Consider the following 23,077-nt stretch of genomic DNA (forward strand, 5'->3'; position numbering starts at 1 on the left):
CACCCGAGAGGTCACTCACCCGTGTCTACGTCCCCGAATAAGCCCTCCATTAAGCAGCAGCGCGCGGCCTCGCGCGAGGCCAAGCTGGTGGAGTATCGCCGCCAACAGGCCCGCGCCGCGCGCAACCGCAAGCTCGCAATCGGGGGCGGTGTGCTGGGTGGTGTTGCCGTCGTGGCGCTGATCGCTACCACCGTGATCCTCACCCCGAAGCCCGTGACCTATGCCACCAACTCGGGTAAAACCGTGCAGGGTGTGGCCACCTTCACCAATGATGCCGCGCATACCACCGCCACCGTGAACTATGAGCAGACGCCGCCCGCCGGCGGACCGCATGACCCGGTCTGGCTGAACTGCGGCGTGTATACCGAGACCCAGCGCAGCGAAAACGCCGTCCACGCCCAGGAGCACGGGGCCGTCTGGGTCACCTATGACCCCGCCCTGCCCGAGGCCGATATCGCCGCGATCCGCGCCAAGCTGCCCAGCACCTATGTGATCATGTCGCCGTTCCCGGGCCTCGAAAACCCCGTGACACTGAGCGCCTGGAACGCCCAGCTGAGCCTGGATAAGATCGACGACCCGCGCTTCGAGGAGTTCTTCGAGGCCTATTGGAAGTCCAATGCCGTCCCCGAGCCCGGTTCGCCGTGCACGGGAGGTATCACCGGACCGGGAGCGGCATAATTTCCGAGCAGCCCGAGGTCCTGGATCCCGAACTGAGTGAGGCCGAGCAGGCCGCCGCCCGCCAGGGCCGCGGCCGCCGCGCGGTGCTGGCCTGGGCCGTGGGCGGCGGCGCCCTGGTCATCGCGCTGATCGTGGTGTTCTCCCTCGGTCGCCTCTCGACCCTGGGCGAGCCCACCCCCGGCAACGCCAGCGCCGAAGCGGGTTTTGCCCGGGATATGCAGGAGCATCACGATCAGGGGGTTGAGCTTGCGATGATCGTGCGCGACCTGACCACCGATCCCGCCGTGCGCACGCTCGCCTATGACATCGCCCGCACCCAGGGCGCCCAGTCCGGCATGATGAGCGGCTGGCTTGCGGTCTGGGGCCTGCCCCAGGCCGCCCCGGAACCGGCCATGACCTGGATGATGCGCCCCGATAATAAGGGAATGGCCCATGACCACTCGGGCCGCGGCGCGGGTAATGCCGCCGTGACCCACCGGCCGGGGGACCCGATGCCCGGCCTGGCCACCCCCGCGCAGATCGCCCACCTGGAGACCCTGACCGGGATCGAGGCCGAGCGCGAGTTCCTGGAGCTGATGATCGCGCATCACCGCGGGGCCGTGGAGATGGCCGATGCGCTGCTGGATCGCAGCACCAACGGCGTGGCCACGACCCTCTCGCGCGGAATCGTCTCCTCGCAGGAATCCGAGATCACGCTGATGACGGAGATGCTCGCGGCCCGCTCCTAGCCGAGCGGGCCCTGCACCTGCTCGGCAAAGAGCCGGGCATAAAGCCCGCCGCGCGCGAGCAGTTCCTCGTGGGTGCCGTGCTCAGCGATCCGCCCGGCCTCGACCACAAAGATCACGTCCGCCGCGACGATCGTGGACAGGCGGTGCGCGATGGCCACGGTGGTGCGCCCGGCCGAGGCCGATTCCAGCGCCTGCTGCACGATGCGCTCGGAGAGCGTATCCAGCGCGCTTGTGGCCTCGTCGAGGATCAGCACGGGCGGATCCTTAAGCAGCACCCGCGCGATCGCCACGCGCTGCTTCTCGCCGCCCGAGAGCCGATAGCCGCGCTCGCCCACCACGGTGTCATAGCCCTCGGGGAAGCGGATGATCGTCTCGTGAATATTCGCGGCCTTGGCCGCGCGGATCAGCTCGTCCATGCCCGCGTCCGGCCGCGCATAGCGCAGGTTTTCGGCGATGGTCGCGTGGAAGAGATACGTCTCCTGGTTGACCACACCGATCTCGCTCACGAGCGAGCGGTGCCGCAGGTCCTTCACATCGGTGCCGCCGAAGATCACGCTTCCGCCGGTGGCGTCATAAAAGCGCGGAATCAGATAGGACACCGTGGTTTTTCCCGCGCCACTCGGGCCCACAAAGGCGGCAAATTGGCCGGGCTCAATCGTGAAGCTCACGGCGTCCAGCGTGGGGCGCTCCCGCTCGGTGGCATCGGGATAGCGGAAGGTGACCTCGCGGAACTCGATCCGGCCCGCGGGCCCGGGGCTCTGCGCCACGTCGATCGCCTCGGGGCGGTCGGAGATCGCGGGCCGAAGATCCAGGTATTCAAAGATCCGGGCAAAGAGGGCACCCGAGGTTTGCAGGTCCAGGCCCACCCGCATGATCGCGATCAGCGGGAAGAGTAGCCGGGACTGCACCGTGGTGAAGGCCACGATCACGCCCGCGGAAATATCCATATGACCGCCGGTCATCAGCCAGCCGGAGACCAGATAGACGATCGCGGGGATCGAGGAGAGGAAGATATTCACCATCGCGAAGAACCACTGGCCGCTCATCTGCTGGCGCACCTGGAGGCCCACCTGCACCCGGTTGGCCGCCCGATAGCGGTCGATCTCGGCCTCCTGGCGGCCGAAGCTCTTGGACAGCAGCACACCCGAGACGCTCAGGGTCTCCTGCGTGATGGCGGTCATATCGGAGAGCGATTCCTGGGTTTTGGTGGCGATCTTGGCGCGCACCTGCCCCACCCGGCGCTGCGCGATCACGAGGAACGGCATCAGCACGAGGGCCACAAACGTGAGCTGCACGTTCAGCAGCAGCATCGCCACAAGCGCGGCCAGCACGGTCACGGTATTACCGAGAACACTCGAGATGGTATTGGTCAGGACCGAGGAGACCCCGCCCACGTCGTTTTGCAGGCGCGACTGGATCACGCCGGTCTTGGTGCGGGTAAAAAAGCTCAGCTCCATGTCCTGCAACCGGCTAAATAGCCGCACCCGCAGCTCGCCCATCACGGTATTACCCACGGTCGCGGTGAGCCAGGTCTGCCAGACGCCCAGCGCGGTCGAGACGATAAAAATCGCGATCATGGTGGAGACGATGATCGTCAGTGCGGGCAGATTGGGGCCGCCGGTCTTGGGGAACAGGCCCACATCAAAGGCCTGCGAGACCAGCAGGGGCGGGATCACCGAGAGGGCGGCGCCGATCAGCACCAGTGCCACGGTGACGATGATCTTCTTTTTATGCGGCCGGAACAGCCCCATGATTCGCCGAAACAGGTGCGGAATCTTCGGGGCCTCGGCGTTAATCGCCCGCTGGGCGGACTCGTCTCCGCCGCTGACCCGGCCTCCCCCGCGGCCTCCGCCGCCACGCATACTCATGCCGTCAGCATACCCAGTACGATGGGATGCGGGTATGGCGCCATGCATAATCCGGCGCGCAAAATCGGTCCGCGCCCGGGCCGCACCCGGGCGCAGACCGGCCGCGGCCTAGGACTCGCCGAGCCCAATCGCCTCGGCCACCTCGAGGGTGTCCTCATGGGCGATATCCACGCGGTCCAGGGCGCGCCGGCCCAGCACCACGATCAGCAGCGCCACGAGGGCCGAGCCCGCGGCCACAAAATACGGCGCACCGGGGCTGAGCAGCAGCGCGATCTCGGCGGCCGCGGGCGGGGCCGCCGCGCCGCCGAGGAATCGGATCGCGGAATACGAGGAGGAGGCCACGGCACGCGGCAGATCGGTGGCCTCCATGACACACTCCGTGAGCACGGTATTGGCGATGCCCAGGATCAGGCCGCCGATGATGATCGTCACGATCAGCCCGGCGGTATTATCTACGAGCAGGCCGGCCGCGATCAGATCCGCGGCGAGCAGCGCGAGCACCAGCCAGAGCACGCGGGTGCGGCGCAGGTGTGCGGTCAGCAGCGGCGCACCAAGCACGCTCGTAAGAGCAAGGGCGAGACCCCAGCCAAAGAAGGTAAAGCCGAGCCCAAGCGTGGTCAGCCCGAGCGGGAACGGGCTATAGGCGAGCATCACAAAAAACGCGATGTTATAAAACAGTGCGGCCACGGCCAGCAGGGCCAGGGCGGGCTGCCCAAGCGCCCGGAACGGCGCGGAGAGCTTCACGGGTTGTGGCTTTTCGGTGGGGCGATCCAGCAAAACTACGATCGCGATGAAGCCCACGGCCATCAGCGCGGCGGTGCCAAAAAACGGTCCGCGCCAGCTGAGGGAGCCGAGCAGGCCACCCACCAGCGGGCCGATCGCGATGCCCACGCCGAGGGCCGCCTCATAGAGGATGATGGCCGAGCCGGTTCCGCCCGAGGCCGCGCCCACGATTGTGGCGAGGGCCGTGGAGATAAACAGGGCGTTGCCCAGGCCCCAGCCGGCGCGGAAGCCGATGATCTCGTTCACGCCGCCCGCGAGGGCCGCCGCGAGGGCAAAAATCACGATGATGACCAGGCCCACGAGCAGCGTGCGCTTGGCGCCGATCCGGCTGGAGATCCAGCTGGTGAAAAACATGGCCAGGCCGGTGATCAGCAGATAGCTGGTGAAGAGCATCTCGGTCTGGGTGGGGGTGGCGTCGAGGTCGGCGGCGATGACCGGCAGGATGGGGTCCACGAGGCCGATCCCCATAAACGCGATGACACAGGCGAAGGCCACGGCCCAGACCGATTTGGGCTGGCGCCAGATTCCGGCGCTGGACCCGCTCATGCGAGGTCCCCGCGCCCGGGGCCCACCCGGTCGGTCAGGACTGCGGCGGCGCGATCGAGGGCGTCGAGTTCGGCGGGGTCAAGATCGCTAAAGCGCGGCAGGAGCTGGTCCAGCAGCTGTTGCCGCCAGTTTTCCAGCGCGGCGAGCCCGGCGGGGGTGAGGTCCAGGAGCTGGGCGCGGGCATCACCGCTATCGGCGATGCGGCGGATCCACTCCTCGGAATCCAGCCGGGTGATGATCTTGCTCATCGTGGGCTGGCTCACGCGGCCGTGCCGGGCGAGTTCGCCCACGCGCATCGGGCCGCTATGGGCGAGGGTTCCGAGCGTGCGCCAGACGGCGGGCGACTCCTGGTTTTGGGTGGCATGCGCGGCAAGACGGGTGAGGCGGTGTGCGGAGAACACCAGGTCGCCCAGGATGTCGTGAATACCACGCTGAGCGGTGGTGGATTCAGGATCAGACATACCGCAATTATACATAGCTTGGCTATGTACTTTTATGGGGTGGCGCAATCGGGCGCCATCTGCCCCGGATCCACAGCCCACGGCCGGGTTCCGCCGATACGATCCCGGACGAAACGGTCGATGAGGCCTGCCCGCTCATCGGCTGCACCGAAAGAGCGCGTGGCGACGCGAATTTGCGAAATTCCACATTTGCGCAGGCTGGTTATCTCCTACCAGAACACATTGTGCTCCACACATATCTTTTGTATCGAGCGCAAGCTGATTCCACACAAGCATTCCCGTTACTCACGAGGTTTAGGAGAAACATTGAAACACTCAATCAGTATTCATACGTCGATGGAGAGCTTTGCGCGAACACAATATCCCGGTACAAAAGCTGTGCTTAACCATCCGTCTCAATCCAGCCCAGCGCTGACCACTCCTGTGGTGCTTGTAATTGCCACCCCGGAGGAAGTCGCGGTAGCTAGCGCGATCGCCAACCTTGCAATCGCTGCAGCCATGTCGAACTGACACGAATAAAACCATAAATTGGAGATGAAAATGCATAAAACGAACCACACAAAAATGGAAATGTTCGCAAATGAGCTATTTGTCAATCCTGACTCATTCGTCGGCAATCGTGATACAGGGTTCCCTGCACTGACCACGCCGATAGTTCTAGTGGTCGCAACCCCGCAGGAGGCTGCGGTTACCGCCGCTGTTGGCGCAGCCGTCGCCTCGATCGTAGGCAAGGTCATCGGCTGAGATGAAATGGGGCACCCTGAGGCTGGGGCGCTACAAAGCGCCCCAGCCTCATTCCAGGGCTTCGGCTAAGAGCGGATCTTCTCAGTCGAACAGCTTGCACAGAGATCCGCAACTTTCTGAGGCGTATACAAAGCTCAGCCATGTCCAAAGGGTCGCAGCTATGGGGACGATCATCAACAGCCTCGAGGGCATCAACCAGCGGTCACTCTATGAAACCGGCGGCTTATTATCCGGACGGTTCACGGAAAACCATCCAAGGTTCGCAAAACTCTTTCCGCAAGTGGCCAGCATTATAGATAGCGCGTTTTTCGCAATAGCACTGGATGGGGTGCTGCTGGTTAATTCGCTGTCCACGATAGCGCGCAGCAACCACAAACAGGCTACTCCGCTACGACCCCTCATCTCGACCGCGGTTGCCATTTTGCAACGCTTACGCACAGGCTACGGGCGTGACGGATCCGACCAGATGTTTGAACTGCTATCTGGGATCTGTACGCTCGCGGCGACGTCCCCTTTGCGCGAACAATCTGCCGATAATGCTCTTCGTGCCATAAACATCGAGCTGTCAATTTCCTACGTCGCGTCGGGACTTGTCAAACTTTTCGGGCCCGAATGGCGGAACGGCACCGCAGTAGCCTCAATCATGCAAACCAGTAGCTACGGCTCGCCTTGGTTGTCACAAGCGCTGAACAAACATCCCTCGCTCTCTACGGCGGCATGCTGGGCAACTATCGCGGGCGAAACGCTGTTTCCCGTAATTTTTATGCTGCCCACAGCAGCTGCACGACGCTTGCTTCCAATCGCCACTCTTTTTCATCTGGCAATCGCCTATTTCATGGGACTACCTAGGTTTTTCTGGGCATTCGGCGCCGCACATGTCGCCAGCCTGTTCGTAATCGAGAACAAATCAAAAAGATAGGAAACGATAACTCATGAAACTAAGGCCTCAGAAGCGCGAACAAAGGATTGCGTTCAGACGCGGTTCAGCCATCGGTATCGCGTTAATTATTGCGTTCGGGTTGTCAGCCCTTGCCCGAATCTTTCTGCATGGGCCCGTGGCCGGTTACACGGTCGCAGCGATTGTGGTCACCGTGATCGTAGCCGCTCTCGTCTATTCGCATTGGGGAGGGAAGAACATTGGGGACAGGTAGCGCAGGGACAACCAAGATCAACAGTTTTGAGGGAGGATTTCTCACCGCACTAGGGGGCTTAGTTACTGCATCTATTCTGCACGTTGCCGTTCGTGCCTCGCTGGCTCCCATGTTTCGTCAGGCAAGGTTAGGTACAAAAACCGAGTTGGTCGAGGGCGGCCGAGTTGAATATCTACTCACAAACGGCGCTCAAGCAGGACCTTTGATCGTCTGTGAAAATGGTCTCGGTAGCCCGTTGGAGTCCTGGGACTGGTTCACAGGGTCTGATCACCTAAAAGACCACAAAATACTGGCCTACAACCGCGCAGGATATGGCGCATCACGCTCTAACCAGTCTGGACCCCAGTTCTTAGCAAACCTACTTGCAAAGATAGGAAACCACGATCCTCTCGTATTTGTGACCCACTCCCTCGGAGTATTTCACTACTTACGCGCGTTGCCGTACTGCGGGTCGTTATTGCCTCCGGTTCTTGGCGCAGTGATCGTAGATGGGACAGACGCCACGCAGTTTCAGGATCAGAACACCAGTATCGAGCCGTTTGATAAGGTGCGACAAGCTCTAACTATTCAGTGCTTTTCGGCATTGATAGGAACCGCGTTGCACAGCCCAGCCCTGGCGCGAGAGGTTTCCTATCGTGGTGTCATCCAACGCTCCTTCATTGACTATTCGGTTTCGCCGAGAACGGCGTTTAACGCGAGGGCAGAGTTTTCTCACGCAATGAAATTTCCTCCGAGGTTACCGAGCACAACCATTCCCACAAAAATTATTTCGGCGGAGCACGGAGCTACAAACAGCGCTGAGCATCTAGCCGAGCAAATTGCACTTAGCCGATCGCTTCACGCCAATAAGCCCATTAGTATTCGGGGGGCAACTCACCGCTCAATTCTGGGAGATCGAGTGCATGCGAATGCCGTGGCTAAGGAGGTGAGCGAGTTCGTTGTCTCCATTCGCAATTAAGCGTAGGCAGTCAGTGTGGCATCTCATCTCCACGACCCTATTGATGTTATGGCTCTTGGCTACAGCCCTCAGCAATAGCCCAGATAGCTTTATCGGCGCACGAAAGATTGCGCGTCGCTTGGGCGTAGTGATGCCAAACTGGCGATTTTTCGGGCCAAACCCGGGGACAAATGACTACCACTTGCTCTACAGGTTTGGAAGGAGAAACTGCCCTCTAACGCAATGGGTAGAAGTCCCAACAGCCGTCCCCAGAGGCTGGAATTCGCTCTTTTGGAACCCTGGGTCCCGTGGTCCCAAGGCCGTTTTCGACTGTTGTCAGACTATTGTCCTCAACGCGTCAACCCAAAATAACAGCCTCCAGCAGGCTACCGACAGCGCTGCGTTTCAGGCAATACTTCAGTTTATCGAGACGAAAACGCCTGTTTCTGATGCCGAAGAAATCCAGGTGATGATCTTGTCGACCATTCGCGAAGATGACGTAAATAACGTTTCACCGATGCTGATCACACACTTCATGAATCGAAGTAGAGGAAATGCGGAAGGAGACGGTAAACGCGCCTCTGCGATGACCACGCGATCCGCCGACACCAAATGAGAGAGAAGATGCAGAGCCTTCTCGGACCCTGCGAGAACAGCGAGGAGGTGGGAGGCTGATCACGATATGCCTCCTCGCTAGCATGGTTCTCGCACTGGCCTACAGCGTATGCTGTGTCACTCTCTCTGACTCTTATGTCGAGTTCATGCTTATCCGGGCCGGAATATCCTCCACCGATCCGGAGCATTCAGTGATCGCTGCCACGGGTTACGTCGTTGTATATGTGAGGCTATTAGGTTCCGTTTTTATCGCACTAACCGGGGCTAAAATGCTGAAAGCGCTCGGAGCACACGCGGAAAAATCCTACTCGGTGATATCTGTTGCTTCGTGCCTTGGCGTCATCGCCTATGGCTACCTACTCACGATTCGAAGCCCATTCTGGATAAGAACTTTCCAATTTCTTCAGGTCGCATCCATGTTCGTGGTCTTCTGCATTGCAGCGGCTCAGGCTCAGCTCTACCGCAGGAAGCTAAAGCGGACCGCGAATGATAAATAGAACACACCCCCATCCCTAAGGATGGGGGTGTGTTCTCAGAGCACCGAAGTGTTCAAGCAAGAGCCTCTCTCGAGGCGCAAATTACTTGAGGGTAACGGTAGCGCCGGCCTCCTCCAGGGAAGCCTTGGCCTTCTCGGCAGCTTCCTTGGAAGCGCCCTCGAGGACGGCCTTGGGGGCGCCATCGACAACGGCCTTGGCCTCGCCGAGACCCAGCGAGGTGAGCTCGCGGACGACCTTGATGACCTGGATCTTCTTGTCGCCAGCAGCCTCGAGGATAACGTCGAAGTCCGACTTCTCCTCAACCTCTTCGGCAGCGGCGGCGGGGCCTGCGGCACCGGCAACGGCTACGGGAGCGGCGGCGGTGACCTCGAAGGTCTCCTCGAATGCCTTAACGAACTCGGAGAGCTCGATGAGGGTGAGCTCCTTGAAAGCGTTCAGCAGTTCTTCAGTTGACAGCTTAGCCATGATGTTTCTCCTTATAGTTTCTAAAAATACTCACCGCGAACTAGTAAAAACTAGTTTGCGGACTCCTGCTTCTCACGCAGCGCCTCGACCGTGCGAACGGCCTTCGAGAGCGGTGCGTTGAACAGGTAAGCGGCTCCGAACAGCGAGGCCTTGAAGGCGCCGGCAAGCTTGCCGAGCAGAACTTCGCGGGACTCGAGGTTGGCGAGCTTGCCCACCTCTGCTGCGGTCAGGGGGTTACCGTCGAAGTAACCGCCCTTGATCACAAGCTGAGGGTTTGCCTTGGCGAAGTCACGCATGGTCTTGGCCACGGAAACGGGGTCTCCGTGAACAAAGGCGATGGCGGACGGGCCGTTGAGCTCTTCGTCAAACGAAGAGATACCGGCGGCGTTGGCCGCAATCTTGGTCAGCGTGTTCTTCACCACGGCGTAGGTTGCGTCTTCACTGATCGAAACACGCAGCGACTTAAGCTGCGCAACAGTGAGGCCGCGGTACTCGGTCAGCAGAACGGCAGTCGAGCTCTGGAATTTCTCCGTGAGCTCGGCAACCGCGGCTTCCTTGTTCGCCATGGCTTACTCCTTGTGTAATAGTTCCCACATCGCGGGAGCGATGTGCACCATTTTCCACCGGGGCATAAAAAAATGCTCCGGCACAGGTACCGGAGCGGGAGAAACAACTGCACGGGGCAGCTGCCTAAATCCTTTTCGTTACCTACGCTGGTCGTTTCCCAAAAGGAAACCTTCGCTGAGTCATGATGTGCTTTCGCGCACCACGCAACAGGACCGGCGGTCTGTGGCTTTGACTCACTATATGCGAACCCGCGCCCGCATGCAAACCCACCCGCACCCGGCCCCGCACACCCGGGTGGCGCGGATCCCGGGCCGCCGATCGCGGCGATGTCGGTGGAATACGCAATACTCAACGACATGACCCCCGCAGATACCCCCTCCGCCTCCCAGCTCTCCCGCGCCGCGCTCCTGCACACCCTGCACGACGAGGGCCGCATCCTCATCCTCCCCAATGCCTGGGATGCCGTCTCCGCCCGCGTGGTCGAGGAATCCGGCGCCGCGGCAATAGCCACCACCAGCGCGGGCGTGGCCTGGAGCCTCGGCGCGCGCGATGGCGGCGGCATTTCGAGCGAACGTGCACTGGATGTTGCGCGCTCCATCGTGGCGGCCGTGGACCTCCCGGTCAGCGTGGACATCGAGGCCGGCTATGCCGATCTCGCCGTCACGGTCGCCGGGGTGATCCGCGCGGGCGGCGTGGGCATCAACCTCGAGGACGCCCGCGACGGCGCGCTGCTCCCGCTCGCGGAGGGCGTCGCCAATATCGCCCTCGCCCGCGCCACCGCCGAGGAGGCCGGGCTGCCGCTGTTTATTAACGCGCGCATCGATACCTTCTTTAAGGCCCACCCCACCCCGCTGGCCGAGGCCATCACCCGCGCCCACGCCTATCTGGCGGCCGGGGCCAGCGGCATCTTTGTGCCCGGCGTCACCGATCCCGAGACCATCGCGGCACTCGTTCGGGAAATCCCCGCGCCCGTGAACATCATGGCCGAGCCCGGCTCCCCCAGCGTGCCCGAGCTCGCCGCGCTGGGCGTGCGCCGGGTCAGCGCCGGGTCGAGCATCGCCCAGGCCGCATATGCCCTGGTGCAGGATGCCGCCACCGAAATGCTCACCGCGGGCACCTATGACACCGTCGCGGGCATGCTCGACTACGCCCGCCTCAACGCGGTGCGCTAGCGCGCCGGGGGGCGAGGGGTTTTCCCACCGGGGGAACCTTTATCGCCTCCCGGGCAACCTTTGTTAAAAATCGGGAGAATTACCGGGCTCCCGCCCGTCTCGGGCCTCCCTAAGTGGGGCCATTCTCGATACGATCAGAGGGTGACTACTACACCGAGACTCTCCACCAAAATTTCCGCCATCGCCGAATCGGCCACGCTGAAGGTCGATGGTAAAGCAAAGGCGCTTCAGGCACAGGGCCGCCCGGTCATTAGCTACGCCGCGGGCGAGCCCGATTTTGCCACGCCCGCGCATATCGTTGAGGCCGCCGCGGCCGCCGTGGCCGATCCGCGCAACCACCGCTATACGCCCGCCGCGGGCCTGCCCGAGCTGCGCGAGGCCATCGCCGCGAAGACCCTGCGTGATTCCGGCATCGCCGTGGAGCCGAGCCAGGTCATCGTGACCAACGGCGGAAAGCAGTCGGTCTATGAGGCCTTCCAGGTGCTGCTGAACGAGGGCGATGAGGTCATCATCCCCACCCCGTATTGGACCACCTACCCCGAGGTGGTGGCCCTCGCCGGCGGCGTCTCGGTGGATGTCTTTGCCGATGCCGCCGCGGGCTATAAGGTCACCATCGCCCAGCTGGAGGCCGCGCGCACCGAGCGCACCAAGGTGCTGCTTTTTGTCTCCCCCTCCAACCCCACCGGCGCCGTCTACTCCCCCGAGGAGACCCGCGCGATTGGCGAATGGGCGCTCGAGCACGGCATCTGGGTCATCTCGGACGAGATCTACCAGAACCTCACCTATGACGGCGTGCGCGCCGTGTCGATCCTCGAGGCCGTCCCGGCCCTGGCCAATCAGACCCTCCTGGTCAACGGCGTGGCCAAAACCTATGCCATGACCGGATGGCGCGTGGGCTGGACCGTGGGCCCGGCCGATGCGATCAAGGCCATCACCAACCTGCAGTCGCACCTGTCAGGCAACGTAAATAACATCGCGCAGCGCGCCGCGATTGCCGCCCTCACCGGCCCGCAGGACGACGTGGAGGCCATGCGGGTGGCCTTCGACCGCCGCCGCAAGACCATCGTGGCCGAGCTGAATAAGATCAGCGGCGTCTCCGTCCCCACCCCCGAGGGTGCGTTTTATGTTTATGCCGATGTCACCGGCCTGCTCGGTCGCACCTGGGACGGCGTCACCCCCACCACCTCGCTGGAGCTCGCCGACCTGATGCTGGATAAGGCCGAGGTCGCGGCGGTTCCCGGCGAGGCCTTTGGCCCCTCCGGCTATCTGCGCTTCAGCTATGCGCTCGGCGATGACGCGCTGCTGGAGGGCGTGCAGCGCCTGCAGAAGCTCTTCGCGAGCTAACCCGGAATAACCCGGGAGGGGGAGGCGTTATCACGGATATGAATCCGGATAGCACCTCCCCCTCTTCTCTTTCCCGGGAGGCCATAGCCGGCCTGCCCGAGGGCACGCGGCGCGTGCTGGATGCCGCCGCCCGGCTGGGGCTGGACGCGGAGGTGCGCGAACGCGCGGCCGCCGGAAGCCTGGCCGAGGCCGCCGCCCTGATGGGCATCCCCACGGGCTCGCTCGTGAAGACCCTCGTGGTGCGTCGCCACGACGGCAGCTATCTGCTTGCGCTGATCCCCGGGGGCCGCAAAATCTCCTGGGCCAAGCTGCGCACGGCGGTGGGCGTGAATCGCCTCTCGCTGCCCAGCGCCGAGCTTGCGCTGGAGGCCACCGGTTTTGAGCGCGGCACAATCACCCCGCTGGGTTCCCATACCGACTGGCCGATCTTTGCGGATGCGGGCCTGGGCGCGCTCGCGCCGGGCGCGCGCATCGGGCTCGGCGCGGGTGCACACGGCTATGGCCTGATGGTTGAGGCCGCGCCCCTCCTGGCCGCCACGGGCGCGATCCTCGCCGATATCAGCGATCCCGAGGAGAGCGCATGAACCGCTGCTGCGGGGCCCGCGAGGATCTTGACGCCGAATCCGCCGCCGCGGACGGCGAATCGGCACTGATCGCGCTGCTGAGCAGCCCGCTGCCGCGCGAGCGCAGCGCCGCGGCGCGCGCCCTGGGGCGGGTGAGCGGCCCCCAATCGGGCGCTGTCACCCACGCCCTGGTGCAGGCGTTGCGCGCCGAAAAACGCTCACTCCCCCGGCTGCGGATGGGGCAGGCCCTGGAGGCGGCGGGCGTCCCCGCGTCGATCGCGCTCCTGGGCGACCTGGGCTAGGCCCGCAACCGCGGACGCCCGCGGCGGGCACCCCGGGCGTCGCGAGACGCGCGGGATGCCCGCCGCGGGCGTTCCCGTGCCGGTTAGGACACGGGGCGCGCGGTGACCGCGACCGCGGCCACGCTCACGCGCACGGGCTCGCCCACCGCATAGCGCCGGGTGACCGGGTGCTGAATGCGCACATCGGTGCCGCCCGTGAGCCGCACGGTGGTGCGCCGCCAGGAGCCCAGGAAGCTGGTTGCGGTGACCTCCCCGGCCACACCGGCCAGGTCATCCTCGGAGTGCAGGGTCAGATCCTCGGGGCGGATCAGCGCCTCATGGGTGCCCGCGGGCAGCTCCGGGTTGAGCAGCTCCAGGCGCGTGCCCAGCAGGCCGATCCGGCCCTCGGAGACCTCGCCCGTGAGCACGTTGCTCTGCCCCACAAACGCCGCCACAAACGGGGTGGCCGGGCGCTGATAGAGCTCCTCGGGAGTCCCGATCTGCTCGATCACACCCGCGTTCATGACCGCGATCCGATCAGCCATCGCAAGCGCCTCCTCCTGATCATGGGTCACAAATACCGTGGTGATTCCGAGCGTGAGCTGGATGCGCCGGATCTCCTCGCGCAGCTGCTGCCGCACCTTGGCATCCAGCGCCGAGAGCGGCTCGTCCAGCAGGAGCACGCGGGGATTGGTGACCAGGGCGCGGGCCAGGGCCACGCGCTGCTGCTGACCGCCCGAGAGCTCATCGGCATAGCGATTCTCAAAACCGGCAAGCCCCACCAGCGCCAGCATGTCCAGCGCGCGGCGCGTGCGCTCGGCCGCGGATACCCCGCGGGTCTGCAGCCCAAACTCCACGTTGCGGCGCACATCCAGGTTGGGGAAGAGCGAATAGGACTGGAAAACCATGCCCAGATCGCGGCGGTTCACCGGGACGGCCGTGATGTCCTCGCCGTCGATCAGCAGCTGTCCCGAGCCGATATCCTCGAGCCCGGCCAGGCTGCGCAGCGCGGTGGTTTTCCCGCAGCCCGAGGGACCCAGCAGGGCCACAAACTCGCCCGGTTCGATCTCCAGCGAGAGCTCGTCCAGGGCCCGCACGGCGCCATAGTTTTTGATGATATTGCGGAAGGACACCGCCACCCCGCGGGTCGTGGTGGAGAGAGTGGGTGAGACTGAGGTCATCGGGTACCTTTCGAGCGTGCGCGGCGGCGCGGGGCCGCAATGCGGCCAATGGCAAGCAGCAGGCAGGCCACAAAAACCAGCGCCAGCAGCGAGAAGATCACGGCCACATAGGGGTCCGTGCGGGAGATAGAGACGATCGCGACCTGAAGGTTTTCGCGGTTCAGCAGCGAGGCCACCGTATATTCGCCCAGCACCACGGCGATCGAGATAAACGCGGCCGCCAGGATTCCGCGGCGCAGATTGGGAAGCAGGATCTGGCCAAATACCCGCAGCCAGCCGGCACCCAGCGAACGCGCGGCCTCCACGAGGGTGCGCAGATCCACCGCCTGCATCGCCGATTCCAGCGCGCGCGAGGCAAACGGCAGCACAAGCACACCGTAGACCAGGCCGAGGGTCCAGCCGCCCGAGCCGAGCACCCGCACCACGACGCCATAGACGGGCGCGAGGCCCACCACCAGGGCGATCGCGGGCACGGCGATCGGGATCAGGCAGATCAGTTCCAGCACGCGGCGCAGCCTCGGGAACCGCAACCGCACCAGCAGCATCGTGGGCAGCAGCAGCGCAAGCACCACGATCACCGCGACGATGCACAGGATAAGCGATTCGGTGATGCCCGTGAACAGCGGGCGATAGCGGAACGCATTTTCGGGATCAAACAGTCCCGTCCAGTGCACAAAGCCGTGCCCGTTTTCGGTGCGCAGGCTGAACTCCAGCATCGCCAGGAGCGGCAGGGCAAAGAGCGTGCCCACCACCGCGAGGATCGCGATCGAGACGCCGCGGCGCGGGGCCAGGCTCGGCGCGCTCATCGCTGCCACCGCTGGGTGCGGGCCTGCAGCGCGGAATAGGCGATCATCAGCACGATCATCACGATGATCATTCCGAAGGCGAGTGCGCCCGCAAGGTTTTCCCGGCCGAGCACGGTATCGCTGATCAGCGCCGCGCGAATCTGCAGCGGCACGATCTGGGCACCCTGGCTGATCAGGGCCGCCGCGGTGGCATAGGCCGAGAACGCATTGGCAAAGAGCAGCAGGAAGCCACCGGCAAAGGCGGGCGCGAGCACGGGGATACCCACGCGCCGCCAGAAGTTCAGGGAGGTACCACCCAGCGTGGCATTCGCCTCGACCCAGGAGGCCTTTAGGCCGGAGAGGGCGGGCATAAACGTGAGGATCATCAGGGGCACCTGGAAATAGAGATACGGCAGGATGAGGCCGGGCACCTGATAGAGCCACATGCCGCCCGCGAAAATATCAAGGCCAAACACATCGCGCAGCGCGACGGTGATCAGGCCCTGGGTACCGATCGTGGCGATAAACGCAAAGGCAAGCATCACGCCACCAAATTGCGCCAGCACCCCCGAGACGGCATCCACAAACGTGCGCAGCCGGGACTCGGCGGGGAACGAGGCGAGGGCGAGGCACGCGAGGGCGCCGATCAGCGCTCCGCCCGCGGCGGTGACCAGCGAGACCCAGAAGGAGCTGCCGAAGGTTTCCAGGACAACCGGATCGCCAAGCGCGGCGAGGTTATCCAGGGTGAAGGCCCCCGTGGAGGTGAAGAAGCCGGAGAATACGGCGATCACGGTGGGGACCACGAGGAAGAGCAAAATATAAAGAGCAAACGGGGCGAGACCCAGGATCGGGCCCGCGCCGCGGCGGCGACGGGGGACGGGGGCCGCGGACCCGGGGGTGGCCGCGGCCACTCCCCGGGAGGATTCCGCGGCGGGAACCGCGGGCCCGGCGGGCACGGACGCCGAGGTCCGCACCCGCCGGATCCGATTCCCGGAGGAGGAAACGGTCATCTACTTGACCGCTGCCGCCCACTTTTCGCCGAGGAGCTTTCCGGCACCCTCGGTCTGCTTGGCGTTGGGCTGCACAAGCGCGGTGGGGTCAACATCGGCGGCGGTCAGTGCAGCCTTATTCACGGTTCCGGCCTCGTCCATCGCGGCGAGGGTTGCGGGGATTGCGCCGGCCTCGAGGTAGAGGTTCTGCGCGGTCTCGCCGTAGATGAATTCCTGCCAGAGGCGGGCGGCCGCGGGGTGCGGGGCGTCCTTATTGATGGCCTGGCTGTAATAGGTGCCATAAGCGGCACCGTCGAGGATCACGGTCTTCCAGGACGGAACGGCCTTGGTCTGGGCGAGGTTGTTATAGTTCCAGTCGAAAACCACGGGGGTCTCACCCGAGGCGATCGTGGCGGGGGTGGGGTCCACGGGCAGGAAGTTTCCGGCCTTATTTACCTCGGCGAAGAAGTCGATTCCGGCACCGAAGTCATCGAGGGTTCCGCCGTTGTGCAGCGCGGCAAAGCCCACCGCTGCAAACGCGGCACCGGCCTGGGTCGGGTCGCCGTTGATGGCAACCTTGCCCTTATAGTCGGCACCCAGGAGGTCCTCAAGCTTCGTGGGCTCGGGCACAACCTTGGAGTCATAACCGATCGACATCACACCGGTATAGTCGTTGACCCAGAGGCCGGTCTTTTCCTTATTGGCATCGGGGATATCGGCCCAGTTCTCGACCTGATAGGGCGCAAACTGGTCAACATTGGCGAGGGTTACGGCTGCTCCGAGGTCAAAAACATCGGGGGCGGTGTCCTGGCCCTTGAGGTCCTTCGCGGCCTTGATCTCCTCGGCGCTGGACGCATCGGGGTTGGCCGACTTTACGGTGATCTTATACTTCTCTTCAAAGGCCTTGATGATCTTGCCGTAGTTGGACCAGTCCTCGGGCAGCGCGATAACGTTCAGCGTGCCCTCCTTCTGGGCCGCCTCGACGAGCTTATCCAGCCCTCCGAGGTCCTTGGCCGAGGTGGCCGAGGCCGCCGAGGTGCCGTCAGTGGTGTCGGCCGAGGCCGAGCAACCGGTGAGTCCGAGAGCTACAACCGCCGCCGCCGAAACGGCAACAAGCCATGCGCGCTGAACCTTCATTATTCCTCCGTTGGAGGGCGATGTCGGTGGCCCGCGCTGTTACGGACCTGAGCTGACCGATCGCCCACGAAGGTGACGCTATCAACGCCGGGATACCCGCGCTGGACGCCGGGGAAACGGCAGATTAACGCGCGGGAAAAGGTTTCTCCGCGGTGTGTGGGGCCGCCTGGAAAACGCCTCAGAACCGCGATATTTCGCGGTTTTTCTCCGGGAGCGGCCCCCGACTTTGGGTGCAAATCCGGGTGCCCGGGGCACCCGGATTTGGGCCCGGAAGCGCGCCTAGAGCTCCAGGCCCACCAGCACGGGCTCGGGCATCAGGCGCACACCAAACTCGTTTTCCACCATCGACTGCACATAGAGCGCGAGGCTCGCGATCTCGCGCGCGGTGGCATGGCCGGTATTGGTCAGTGCGAGGGTGTGCTTGCCGGAGATCGCGGCATTCGAGCCGGGCAGTCGGAACCCGCGGCCCACCCCCGCATGCTCGATCAGCCAGGCGGCGCTGAGCTTGACCAGCTCGGGCGCGCGCGTGGTGGCCAGCGGGGGAAGCTCCCCCACATAGTGGTCCAGGGCGATCACGGTGGGCTCCGGCTCGACGCCGGGCTCGGGCCAGCGCGGGGCTTCGGCGGGCAGCGTGCGGGCAAAGGCCGCGGTCACGATCGGGTTGGTAAAAAACGATCCCGCGCTGAAGGTATCGCGGTCGGCGGGATCCAGCACCATGCCCTTACCCGCGCGCAGCGCAAGCACCGCATCGCGAATCTGCCGCACGGGCAGCTGCGAACCGGGCTCCGCGCCCAGCGCGGAGGAGAGCTGAGGGAAGTTCAGGGGCGCGCTCAGGCCCGCGTTATCCGCGAGGTCCAGCTCGATGCCCAGCACCACGGCCTCGCGCTCGGCGGGCAGGCCGCCGTGTCGCTTCAGCGTGGAGGTGCGATAGCCCAGCCGCAGGTCGGCCGCGGGCACCCACTCGGGCTCCTCGGCATAGCGGTCCAGCAGCTCCACGGCGATCAGGGAGGCCGCCAGCTCCTGGCCATAGGCGCCGATATTTTGGATGGGTGAGGCACCCACCGAGCCGGGAATCCCGCTCAGGCCCTCGATGCCGCTCCAGCCGCGATCTACGGTATGGGCCACCAGCTCATCCCAGGGCACACCGCCGGCCACGCGCAGCCGCACCCGGCCGGGCGCGGCAGGTAGCTGCTCGAGCCCGTGATGGGCCACCCGGATGACCACGCCGTCATAGCCGTCATCGGAGGCCAGCAGATTGGAGCCCCCGCCGAGGATCAGCGGTTCCTCCCCCGCCGACCACACCGCGCGCACGGTATTGATGAGGTCCTCGCGCGTGGTGGGTTCCACGAGTTCGGCGATCGGCCCACCCACCGCGAGGGTGGTCAGCTGGGCGAGCGTGGCGGGGGCACTCACGGGGTCGGCGCCCCCAGGGCGATGCGCACCTGGGCCTTACCCAGCACGGTTTTGCCCTCGAAGCTCACGGTGAGGTCGATGCGGGCGGCATTATTTTCGGCGTCGAGCTGGCCCACCTTGGCGAGGATCTGCACGCTGGCCCCGGCCTCGGGGTCCACGGGCACCGGGCGGGTGAACCGCACCTGATAATCGGTCACGCGCGCGGGATCGCCAACCCAGTCCACCACGGGCTGCACAGCGAGGCCCATCGTGAGCATGCCGTGTGCGAGCACACCGGGCAGGCCCACCGAGGCGGCCACATCATCGCGATAGTGAATGGGGTTAAAGTCTCCCGAGGCACCGGCATAGCGCACGAGGGCATCGCGGGTCAGGATGAGAGTGCGCTCGGCAACCACATCACCCACGGTCAGGGAGGACAGGAGGGGAGTGCTCATTCGTCACCTCGGACTACAAGGGTGGAAATCGCGGTGACAACATGCTCACCGCGGGCGTCCACGATCTGGGTTTCGGCGGTCACCATCGAGTGTGCACCGAGGGTCTTCACGGCCGCGACGGTGAGCGTCGCGGTGAGTTCATCCCCGGCCACGATGGGCTGGCTAAACGTGAAGCGCTGATCGCCGTGCACCACCCGGGAGAAGTCGATTCCGGCATCGGGCTCGGCCAGGAGCTGCGCCAGCGCACCCTCCTGCACCACCACGGCAAACGTGGGGGGCGCCACCACATCGGCATAACCGGCGGCGCGGGCGGCCTCGGGATCCAGGTTGATGGGGTTCGTGGCAAAAACGGCACGCGCAAACTCGCGCACCTTCTCGCGGCCCACCAGATAGCTCGGCGCGGGGGGCAGGGTCCGGCCCTGCAATTCGGGATTCACACTCACCCCTTCAGGATAGCGTGCGTCGCGCCCGCGCACGGTACTCCGCGCCACCGCGACCGGGAAGTGCCCATGATCCGGTGTTTTTGCGTTTCCGGGGCTAACATGAGCGTGTGACTGAACAGGTTCTCACCCTTGAGAAGGATTCCCGGATTCGCCGCGCACTCGCCTCGGATATCGAGCGCATGCAGAATATCGAACGCGCCGCGGGTGCCCCCTTTGCCGAGATCGGGATGCTCGCCGTGGCCGAGGATGATCCGCCCGCCGCATCCGAGTTTGCCGCCGCGATCTCCCGCGGACTGTGCTGGATCACCACGATCGGCGATCATCCCGGGGATGCCACACCGGTGGCCTATCTGCTCGCCGGGCTGGTGGACGGCACGCTGCATATCGAACAGGTCAGTGTGCACCCGCTGGCCGCGCGTCACGGGCTCGGGGCGGCGCTGATCGCGGAGGCCGAGCGCGAGGCCGTGCGGCGCGGGATTGCCGAGCTCACGCTCACCACCTTTATGGATGTGCCCTGGAATGCCGCCTATTATCGGCGGCTGGGTTTTGACGTCCTGCCCGAGGCCGAGCTGGGTCCCGATCTGGGGGCGCGCCGCCTCGCGGAGGCCACCCACGAGCTCGACCGCTGGCCGCGCGTGGCGATGAGCCGCGCGGTGCGCTACCGCGAGGCCGTGCCGGCGGGAAAACGGATCGGGGTCGCGCCGAGGTCCCAGAGGGCATAGGCCCCACACTCGGCCGCGCGCGTGGCGTGAACCCCCGCGATATCCGGGGCCGCCGCCCAGGCCGGGGTGATCAGGAACGAGACCTCCACGCCGTCATAATCGGAGCGGTTCACGAGCCAGGGCCGCGGCAGCCAGGTGGCGCCCACCTGAATAAAATCGGCGGGGTCCTCGGCATAGGCCTTCGCGGCGCGCACGGTCCAGAACTCGCCCGCGCCGGTTCCGCCGTGGGCGCCCGCCCAGTCCAGCACACAGCCGATATCGGGGTGCGGTGTGCGCACACGCTCGACCAGCGCGGGGAGGGAAAAACCCGCTGCCAGCAGCACCAGGATCCCCGCCGCGGCCCCGAGGAGGCGCGGCCTCGGCGGCAGCCGGACCCGGCCGAGCAGGGCGGGCGCGAGCACCACGGCCAGGAGCGGGAAAAACCAGAGCGGGGCCAGATAGCGGGCGGCGTGGGTGCCCAGCAGGATAAAGCCCAGCAGGAGCGCGGGCGGCGCGAGCCAGCCCAGCGTGAGCAGGAACGCGCCCGCGCCCCAGCCCTCGCGCAGTGCCCGCAGCGACCAGATCAGGTTCAGCCCGATCAGCGCCAGGAGGGCCAGCAGCGAGAGTGCCCCGCCGGGGTCCTGCGCGCGCTCGGCCAGCAGCTGCCCATAATATTGCGCGGAGGCGAGGGCCTCGGCGGGCCGAAAATAGAGCGAACCATCGGCTGTAATAAAACGGGCGAGGGGGATGCGCAGCGCAAGCCCGAGCAGCATTCCCGCGGCGATCACCAGCACCGGGCGGCGCACGGTCAGCGGGGTCAGCGCGCGGCGCGCGAGCAGGAGCACCATTACCGCGAGCACGGGGGCCACCGCCCAGGCCAGGAAGAGCGGATTGGAGGCGGTGCAGGTCACGGCGATGATGCCGAGGGCCGCGAGTGCCCCGTGCCGGCCCGGCGTGGTCAGGGTCCGTGCCGCGAGGGCGCAAAACAGCAGCGTTCCGATCACGGTGGCGCTGTAATACGTGGTGGTCGCCAGCAGCGAAACCACCTCGAGGGCATCGCGGCTGGCATCCGTTTCCAGGAGGATAAACAGCACGGCCACGGCGAGCGCGGCCAGGGCGGCGGGAATCCGCGCGGCCCGCGGGAGGCGGTCGCCGGCGACGCGCGCCACGAGCCTGAACGCGCCGTAGAGCGCCAGCAGGTTCAGCACCGCGTTCAGCGCCAGCGTGGCCCCCACCCCGAGGCCCAGCGCCGAGAGCGCCAGGTAGACCGCGAGTTCGGGCCCAAAGAGCACGGGAGACAGCGCCCAGTCCTGGGCGGCGCCGTGCCGCAGCGATCCGGCCACGAGCGCGGGGAGCACCGAATCGGCGTCCTCATAGAGCAGCACGCCGCGCGGGCTCGCGCCGAGCCGGGACACCGCGATCAGCGCCAGAGCGAGCGCGATCAGCAGCCCGGCAAGCTCGCGCAGCGGGGCCGCGCGGCGCCCAAATACCGTCTCATCTTGATTCGGAGGGGCGGCGCGCATCCTCCGAGCATAGTTCTATAACGCCCGCTTGAATCCCACATGTGATGCAACGAATCCGTGGCGCAGATAAAAGGCATGGGCCCCGCCGCGCGCGGCATCCGAGGTGAGCTGCACCAGGGTGGCCCCGCGCACACGCGCCTCGGAAACTGCCCACTCGATCGCCTCGCCCCCGATGCCCAGGCCGCGCCGATCCGAGCGCACCCGCACCGCCTCGATCTGCGCGCGCGTGGCCCCGCCGCGGGAGAGCCCGGGCAGCAGCGTGAACTGGAGCGTTCCGATGATCTCCCCCGCCTGCTCGATCACGATCAGCAGGTTGCCGGGATCGCGGGTGATCCGCTCAAATCCCCGCCGATAGGCGGACTCCCGCGCGGGATCAACGCTCTCGCCGCGCGCGGCCGCGAGCGAGTCCTCGGCCAGCAGCGCGATGACCGCGGGCAGGTCCTCCACGCGCGCGGTGCGCAGCAGCACGTCACCGCCCCCGGCGGAGAGGACGTGCCGCACCGGCGTCTCGCCCGGTCCGGGCTCAAGTTCCGCGGCATAGCCGGCGATCGCCCGGCCGTAGAGCGGCAGGGTCGGGGCAAGCGCCTCCAGCGCAACCCGCAGCGCCTCGGTGGGGCGGCCCGCGGAGTGTAGGGCGAGCGCGAGGAATGCGCGGTGGGCGTCCCCGGTCAGCGGCGTGGGCGTTACCTCCCCGAGCAGCGTCGCGGCCTCCCCCGCCCGGCCGGTATTACGCAGGGAGCTGGCGAGTTGGATCCGGGCCTGAACGCGGCGCTCGGGGTCCAATTCCCCCGGGCCGGTCGCGGCCAGCGCCGCGCGATATAGCCCGATCGCAGCCTCCTCCTGGCCGAGGAAATCCCGCAGCGAGGCCGTCTCATAGGCGCGCACGGCATGTTCTTCGGGCAGATCCCCGAGCGCGATTTCCAGGCGCGCGGCCAGCGCCGCGGGGTCCTGGGTGCGGGCGGCGGTATCCCAAAATTTGCCGAGGCGCTCATCCAGATTCATGCGCCCAGTTTAGGGCCCGCACCGCGCGGGGCGGCCGCCTCCCCGGGGGAAGGCGGCCGCCCCGGCCGG

Annotated in this window: 26 protein-coding genes; 12 read left to right on the forward strand and 14 right to left on the reverse strand. The window is 65.4% G+C overall.

Annotated features, from left to right (window positions below; genetic code table 11):
- Positions 1–21 precede the first annotated feature (21 nt).
- Positions 22–678 (forward strand): DUF3105 domain-containing protein, encoded by a 657-nt coding sequence (locus tag KXZ72_RS07690; RefSeq protein WP_226079901.1) that lies wholly within the window; start codon positions 22–24, stop codon positions 676–678.
- Positions 642–1,406, forward strand: coding sequence for a DUF305 domain-containing protein (locus KXZ72_RS07695; protein WP_226079902.1), 765 nt, complete (start codon positions 642–644; stop codon positions 1,404–1,406). The genes KXZ72_RS07690 and KXZ72_RS07695 overlap by 37 nt, the downstream gene beginning before the upstream one ends.
- Here KXZ72_RS07695 and KXZ72_RS07700 read toward each other — a convergent pair.
- From KXZ72_RS07700 to KXZ72_RS07710, 3 genes are all read right to left on the reverse strand, one after another.
- Complete coding sequence (locus KXZ72_RS07700; protein WP_226079904.1) at positions 1,403–3,274, reverse strand: ABC transporter ATP-binding protein; 1,872 nt, start codon at positions 3,272–3,274, stop codon at positions 1,403–1,405. The two genes, KXZ72_RS07695 and KXZ72_RS07700, sit on opposite strands and share 4 nt — an antisense overlap.
- A 108-nt stretch (positions 3,275–3,382) precedes the next feature.
- Positions 3,383–4,603, reverse strand: coding sequence for an MFS transporter (locus KXZ72_RS07705; RefSeq protein WP_226079906.1), 1,221 nt, complete (start codon positions 4,601–4,603; stop codon positions 3,383–3,385).
- The gene (locus tag KXZ72_RS07710; protein WP_226079908.1) at positions 4,600–5,064 is read right to left on the reverse strand and encodes a MarR family winged helix-turn-helix transcriptional regulator; all 465 of its coding nucleotides are present in this window, start codon (positions 5,062–5,064) and stop codon (positions 4,600–4,602) included. The genes KXZ72_RS07705 and KXZ72_RS07710 overlap by 4 nt, the downstream gene beginning before the upstream one ends.
- Before the next feature lie 534 nt (positions 5,065–5,598).
- Between KXZ72_RS07710 and KXZ72_RS07715 the strand changes: the two genes are divergently transcribed.
- The 5 genes from KXZ72_RS07715 to KXZ72_RS07735 all read left to right on the forward strand — a co-directional run bounded on the left by KXZ72_RS07715 (position 5,599) and on the right by KXZ72_RS07735 (position 9,008).
- Entirely contained in the window at positions 5,599–5,808 is a 210-nt protein-coding gene (locus KXZ72_RS07715) for a hypothetical protein (RefSeq protein WP_226079910.1), read from the forward strand.
- Between the two features lie 160 nt (positions 5,809–5,968).
- Entirely contained in the window at positions 5,969–6,727 is a 759-nt protein-coding gene (locus KXZ72_RS07720) for a hypothetical protein (protein WP_226079912.1), read from the forward strand.
- Between the two features lie 341 nt (positions 6,728–7,068).
- A complete protein-coding gene (locus tag KXZ72_RS14795; protein ID WP_226083474.1) occupies positions 7,069–7,917 on the forward strand; it encodes an alpha/beta fold hydrolase in 849 nt (282 codons plus the stop codon).
- A gap of 55 nt (positions 7,918–7,972) precedes the next feature.
- Complete coding sequence (locus KXZ72_RS07730; RefSeq protein ID WP_226079914.1) at positions 7,973–8,512, forward strand: hypothetical protein; 540 nt, start codon at positions 7,973–7,975, stop codon at positions 8,510–8,512.
- Between the two features lie 82 nt (positions 8,513–8,594).
- Entirely contained in the window at positions 8,595–9,008 is a 414-nt protein-coding gene (locus tag KXZ72_RS07735) for a hypothetical protein (RefSeq protein ID WP_226079916.1), read from the forward strand.
- 81 nt (positions 9,009–9,089) lie between these two features.
- Here KXZ72_RS07735 and rplL read toward each other — a convergent pair whose 3' ends face one another.
- On the reverse strand, positions 9,090–9,473 hold the full coding sequence (gene rplL, locus KXZ72_RS07740) for a 50S ribosomal protein L7/L12 (protein WP_226079917.1): 384 nt from the start codon (positions 9,471–9,473) through the stop codon (positions 9,090–9,092).
- A gap of 50 nt (positions 9,474–9,523) precedes the next feature.
- Positions 9,524–10,039 carry a 50S ribosomal protein L10 gene (rplJ, locus tag KXZ72_RS07745; protein WP_226079925.1) on the reverse strand — a complete coding sequence of 172 codons (516 nt, stop codon included), beginning with the start codon at positions 10,037–10,039 and terminating at the stop codon, positions 9,524–9,526.
- 357 nt (positions 10,040–10,396) lie between these two features.
- On the opposite strand from rplJ, the gene KXZ72_RS07750 reads away from it, so the two are divergent.
- From KXZ72_RS07750 to KXZ72_RS07765, 4 genes are all read left to right on the forward strand, one after another.
- Positions 10,397–11,212: an isocitrate lyase/PEP mutase family protein gene (locus KXZ72_RS07750; RefSeq protein WP_226079927.1), complete on the forward strand. Its 816-nt coding sequence runs from the start codon at positions 10,397–10,399 to the stop codon at positions 11,210–11,212.
- 141 nt (positions 11,213–11,353) lie between these two features.
- On the forward strand, positions 11,354–12,556 hold the full coding sequence (locus tag KXZ72_RS07755; RefSeq protein WP_226079929.1) for a pyridoxal phosphate-dependent aminotransferase: 1,203 nt from the start codon (positions 11,354–11,356) through the stop codon (positions 12,554–12,556).
- 38 nt (positions 12,557–12,594) lie between these two features.
- Entirely contained in the window at positions 12,595–13,140 is a 546-nt protein-coding gene (locus KXZ72_RS07760; RefSeq protein WP_226079930.1) for an aminoacyl-tRNA deacylase, read from the forward strand.
- Entirely contained in the window at positions 13,137–13,421 is a 285-nt protein-coding gene (locus KXZ72_RS07765; protein ID WP_226079932.1) for a hypothetical protein, read from the forward strand. The genes KXZ72_RS07760 and KXZ72_RS07765 overlap by 4 nt, the downstream gene beginning before the upstream one ends.
- A gap of 83 nt (positions 13,422–13,504) precedes the next feature.
- On the opposite strand, the gene KXZ72_RS07770 is transcribed toward KXZ72_RS07765, so the two are convergent.
- From KXZ72_RS07770 to KXZ72_RS07800, 7 genes are all read right to left on the reverse strand, one after another.
- Positions 13,505–14,581 carry an ABC transporter ATP-binding protein gene (locus KXZ72_RS07770; protein ID WP_226079934.1) on the reverse strand — a complete coding sequence of 359 codons (1,077 nt, stop codon included), beginning with the start codon at positions 14,579–14,581 and terminating at the stop codon, positions 13,505–13,507.
- Positions 14,578–15,387 carry an ABC transporter permease gene (locus KXZ72_RS07775; RefSeq protein ID WP_226079935.1) on the reverse strand — a complete coding sequence of 270 codons (810 nt, stop codon included), beginning with the start codon at positions 15,385–15,387 and terminating at the stop codon, positions 14,578–14,580. The genes KXZ72_RS07770 and KXZ72_RS07775 overlap by 4 nt, the downstream gene beginning before the upstream one ends.
- Entirely contained in the window at positions 15,384–16,340 is a 957-nt protein-coding gene (locus KXZ72_RS07780) for an ABC transporter permease (protein ID WP_404823643.1), read from the reverse strand. Before KXZ72_RS07780 ends, KXZ72_RS07775 begins: the two co-directional genes overlap by 4 nt.
- A gap of 36 nt (positions 16,341–16,376) precedes the next feature.
- A complete protein-coding gene (locus KXZ72_RS07785) occupies positions 16,377–17,492 on the reverse strand; it encodes an ABC transporter substrate-binding protein (RefSeq protein WP_226079937.1) in 1,116 nt (371 codons plus the stop codon).
- 279 nt (positions 17,493–17,771) lie between these two features.
- Positions 17,772–18,905: a UDP-N-acetylmuramate dehydrogenase gene (locus KXZ72_RS07790; protein WP_226079939.1), complete on the reverse strand. Its 1,134-nt coding sequence runs from the start codon at positions 18,903–18,905 to the stop codon at positions 17,772–17,774.
- A complete protein-coding gene (locus tag KXZ72_RS07795; RefSeq protein ID WP_226079940.1) occupies positions 18,902–19,339 on the reverse strand; it encodes a MaoC family dehydratase in 438 nt (145 codons plus the stop codon). The genes KXZ72_RS07790 and KXZ72_RS07795 overlap by 4 nt, the downstream gene beginning before the upstream one ends.
- Positions 19,336–19,782, reverse strand: a complete 447-nt coding sequence (locus KXZ72_RS07800) for a MaoC family dehydratase N-terminal domain-containing protein (RefSeq protein WP_226079942.1) — start codon at positions 19,780–19,782, stop codon at positions 19,336–19,338. Before KXZ72_RS07800 ends, KXZ72_RS07795 begins: the two co-directional genes overlap by 4 nt.
- Positions 19,783–19,889: 107 nt before the next feature.
- Between KXZ72_RS07800 and KXZ72_RS07805 the strand changes: the two genes are divergently transcribed.
- Entirely contained in the window at positions 19,890–20,504 is a 615-nt protein-coding gene (locus KXZ72_RS07805) for a GNAT family N-acetyltransferase (protein WP_226079944.1), read from the forward strand.
- On the opposite strand, the gene KXZ72_RS07810 is transcribed toward KXZ72_RS07805, so the two are convergent.
- Together KXZ72_RS07810 and KXZ72_RS14750 are read right to left on the reverse strand one after the other, a co-directional pair.
- A complete protein-coding gene (locus KXZ72_RS07810; RefSeq protein ID WP_226079945.1) occupies positions 20,441–22,006 on the reverse strand; it encodes a hypothetical protein in 1,566 nt (521 codons plus the stop codon). The genes KXZ72_RS07805 and KXZ72_RS07810 overlap by 64 nt on opposite strands.
- Before the next feature lie 15 nt (positions 22,007–22,021).
- The gene (locus KXZ72_RS14750) at positions 22,022–23,008 is read right to left on the reverse strand and encodes a tetratricopeptide repeat protein (RefSeq protein WP_318999862.1); all 987 of its coding nucleotides are present in this window, start codon (positions 23,006–23,008) and stop codon (positions 22,022–22,024) included.
- Positions 23,009–23,077: the final 69 nt, after the last annotated feature.

It is taken from the genome of Mycetocola spongiae, assembly GCF_020424085.1.
In the GTDB taxonomy this organism is placed as follows: domain Bacteria; phylum Actinomycetota; class Actinomycetes; order Actinomycetales; family Microbacteriaceae; genus Mycetocola; species Mycetocola spongiae.

Bases quoted from the DNA above. Each gene is read 5' to 3' on its own strand.
- KXZ72_RS07700 (WP_226079904.1), bottom strand. From the start codon at position 3,274: ATGAGTATGCGTGGCGGCGGAGGCCGCGGGGGAGGCCGGGTCAGCGGC.
- KXZ72_RS07705 (WP_226079906.1), bottom strand. From the start codon at position 4,603: ATGAGCGGGTCCAGCGCCGGAATCTGGCGCCAGCCCAAATCGGTCTGG.
- KXZ72_RS07710 (WP_226079908.1), bottom strand. From the start codon at position 5,064: ATGTCTGATCCTGAATCCACCACCGCTCAGCGTGGTATTCACGACATC.
- KXZ72_RS07715 (WP_226079910.1), top strand. From the start codon at position 5,599: ATGAAAATGCATAAAACGAACCACACAAAAATGGAAATGTTCGCAAAT.
- KXZ72_RS07720 (WP_226079912.1), top strand. From the start codon at position 5,969: ATGGGGACGATCATCAACAGCCTCGAGGGCATCAACCAGCGGTCACTC.
- KXZ72_RS14795 (WP_226083474.1), top strand. From the start codon at position 7,069: ATGTTTCGTCAGGCAAGGTTAGGTACAAAAACCGAGTTGGTCGAGGGC.
- KXZ72_RS07735 (WP_226079916.1), top strand. From the start codon at position 8,595: ATGGTTCTCGCACTGGCCTACAGCGTATGCTGTGTCACTCTCTCTGAC.
- rplL (WP_226079917.1), bottom strand. From the start codon at position 9,473: ATGGCTAAGCTGTCAACTGAAGAACTGCTGAACGCTTTCAAGGAGCTC.
- rplJ (WP_226079925.1), bottom strand. From the start codon at position 10,039: ATGGCGAACAAGGAAGCCGCGGTTGCCGAGCTCACGGAGAAATTCCAG.
- KXZ72_RS07750 (WP_226079927.1), top strand. From the start codon at position 10,397: ATGACCCCCGCAGATACCCCCTCCGCCTCCCAGCTCTCCCGCGCCGCG.
- KXZ72_RS07760 (WP_226079930.1), top strand. From the start codon at position 12,595: ATGAATCCGGATAGCACCTCCCCCTCTTCTCTTTCCCGGGAGGCCATA.
- KXZ72_RS07765 (WP_226079932.1), top strand. From the start codon at position 13,137: ATGAACCGCTGCTGCGGGGCCCGCGAGGATCTTGACGCCGAATCCGCC.
- KXZ72_RS07770 (WP_226079934.1), bottom strand. From the start codon at position 14,581: ATGACCTCAGTCTCACCCACTCTCTCCACCACGACCCGCGGGGTGGCG.
- KXZ72_RS07775 (WP_226079935.1), bottom strand. From the start codon at position 15,387: ATGAGCGCGCCGAGCCTGGCCCCGCGCCGCGGCGTCTCGATCGCGATC.
- KXZ72_RS07785 (WP_226079937.1), bottom strand. From the start codon at position 17,492: ATGAAGGTTCAGCGCGCATGGCTTGTTGCCGTTTCGGCGGCGGCGGTT.
- KXZ72_RS07795 (WP_226079940.1), bottom strand. From the start codon at position 19,339: ATGAGCACTCCCCTCCTGTCCTCCCTGACCGTGGGTGATGTGGTTGCC.
- KXZ72_RS07810 (WP_226079945.1), bottom strand. From the start codon at position 22,006: ATGCGCGCCGCCCCTCCGAATCAAGATGAGACGGTATTTGGGCGCCGC.
- KXZ72_RS14750 (WP_318999862.1), bottom strand. From the start codon at position 23,008: ATGAATCTGGATGAGCGCCTCGGCAAATTTTGGGATACCGCCGCCCGC.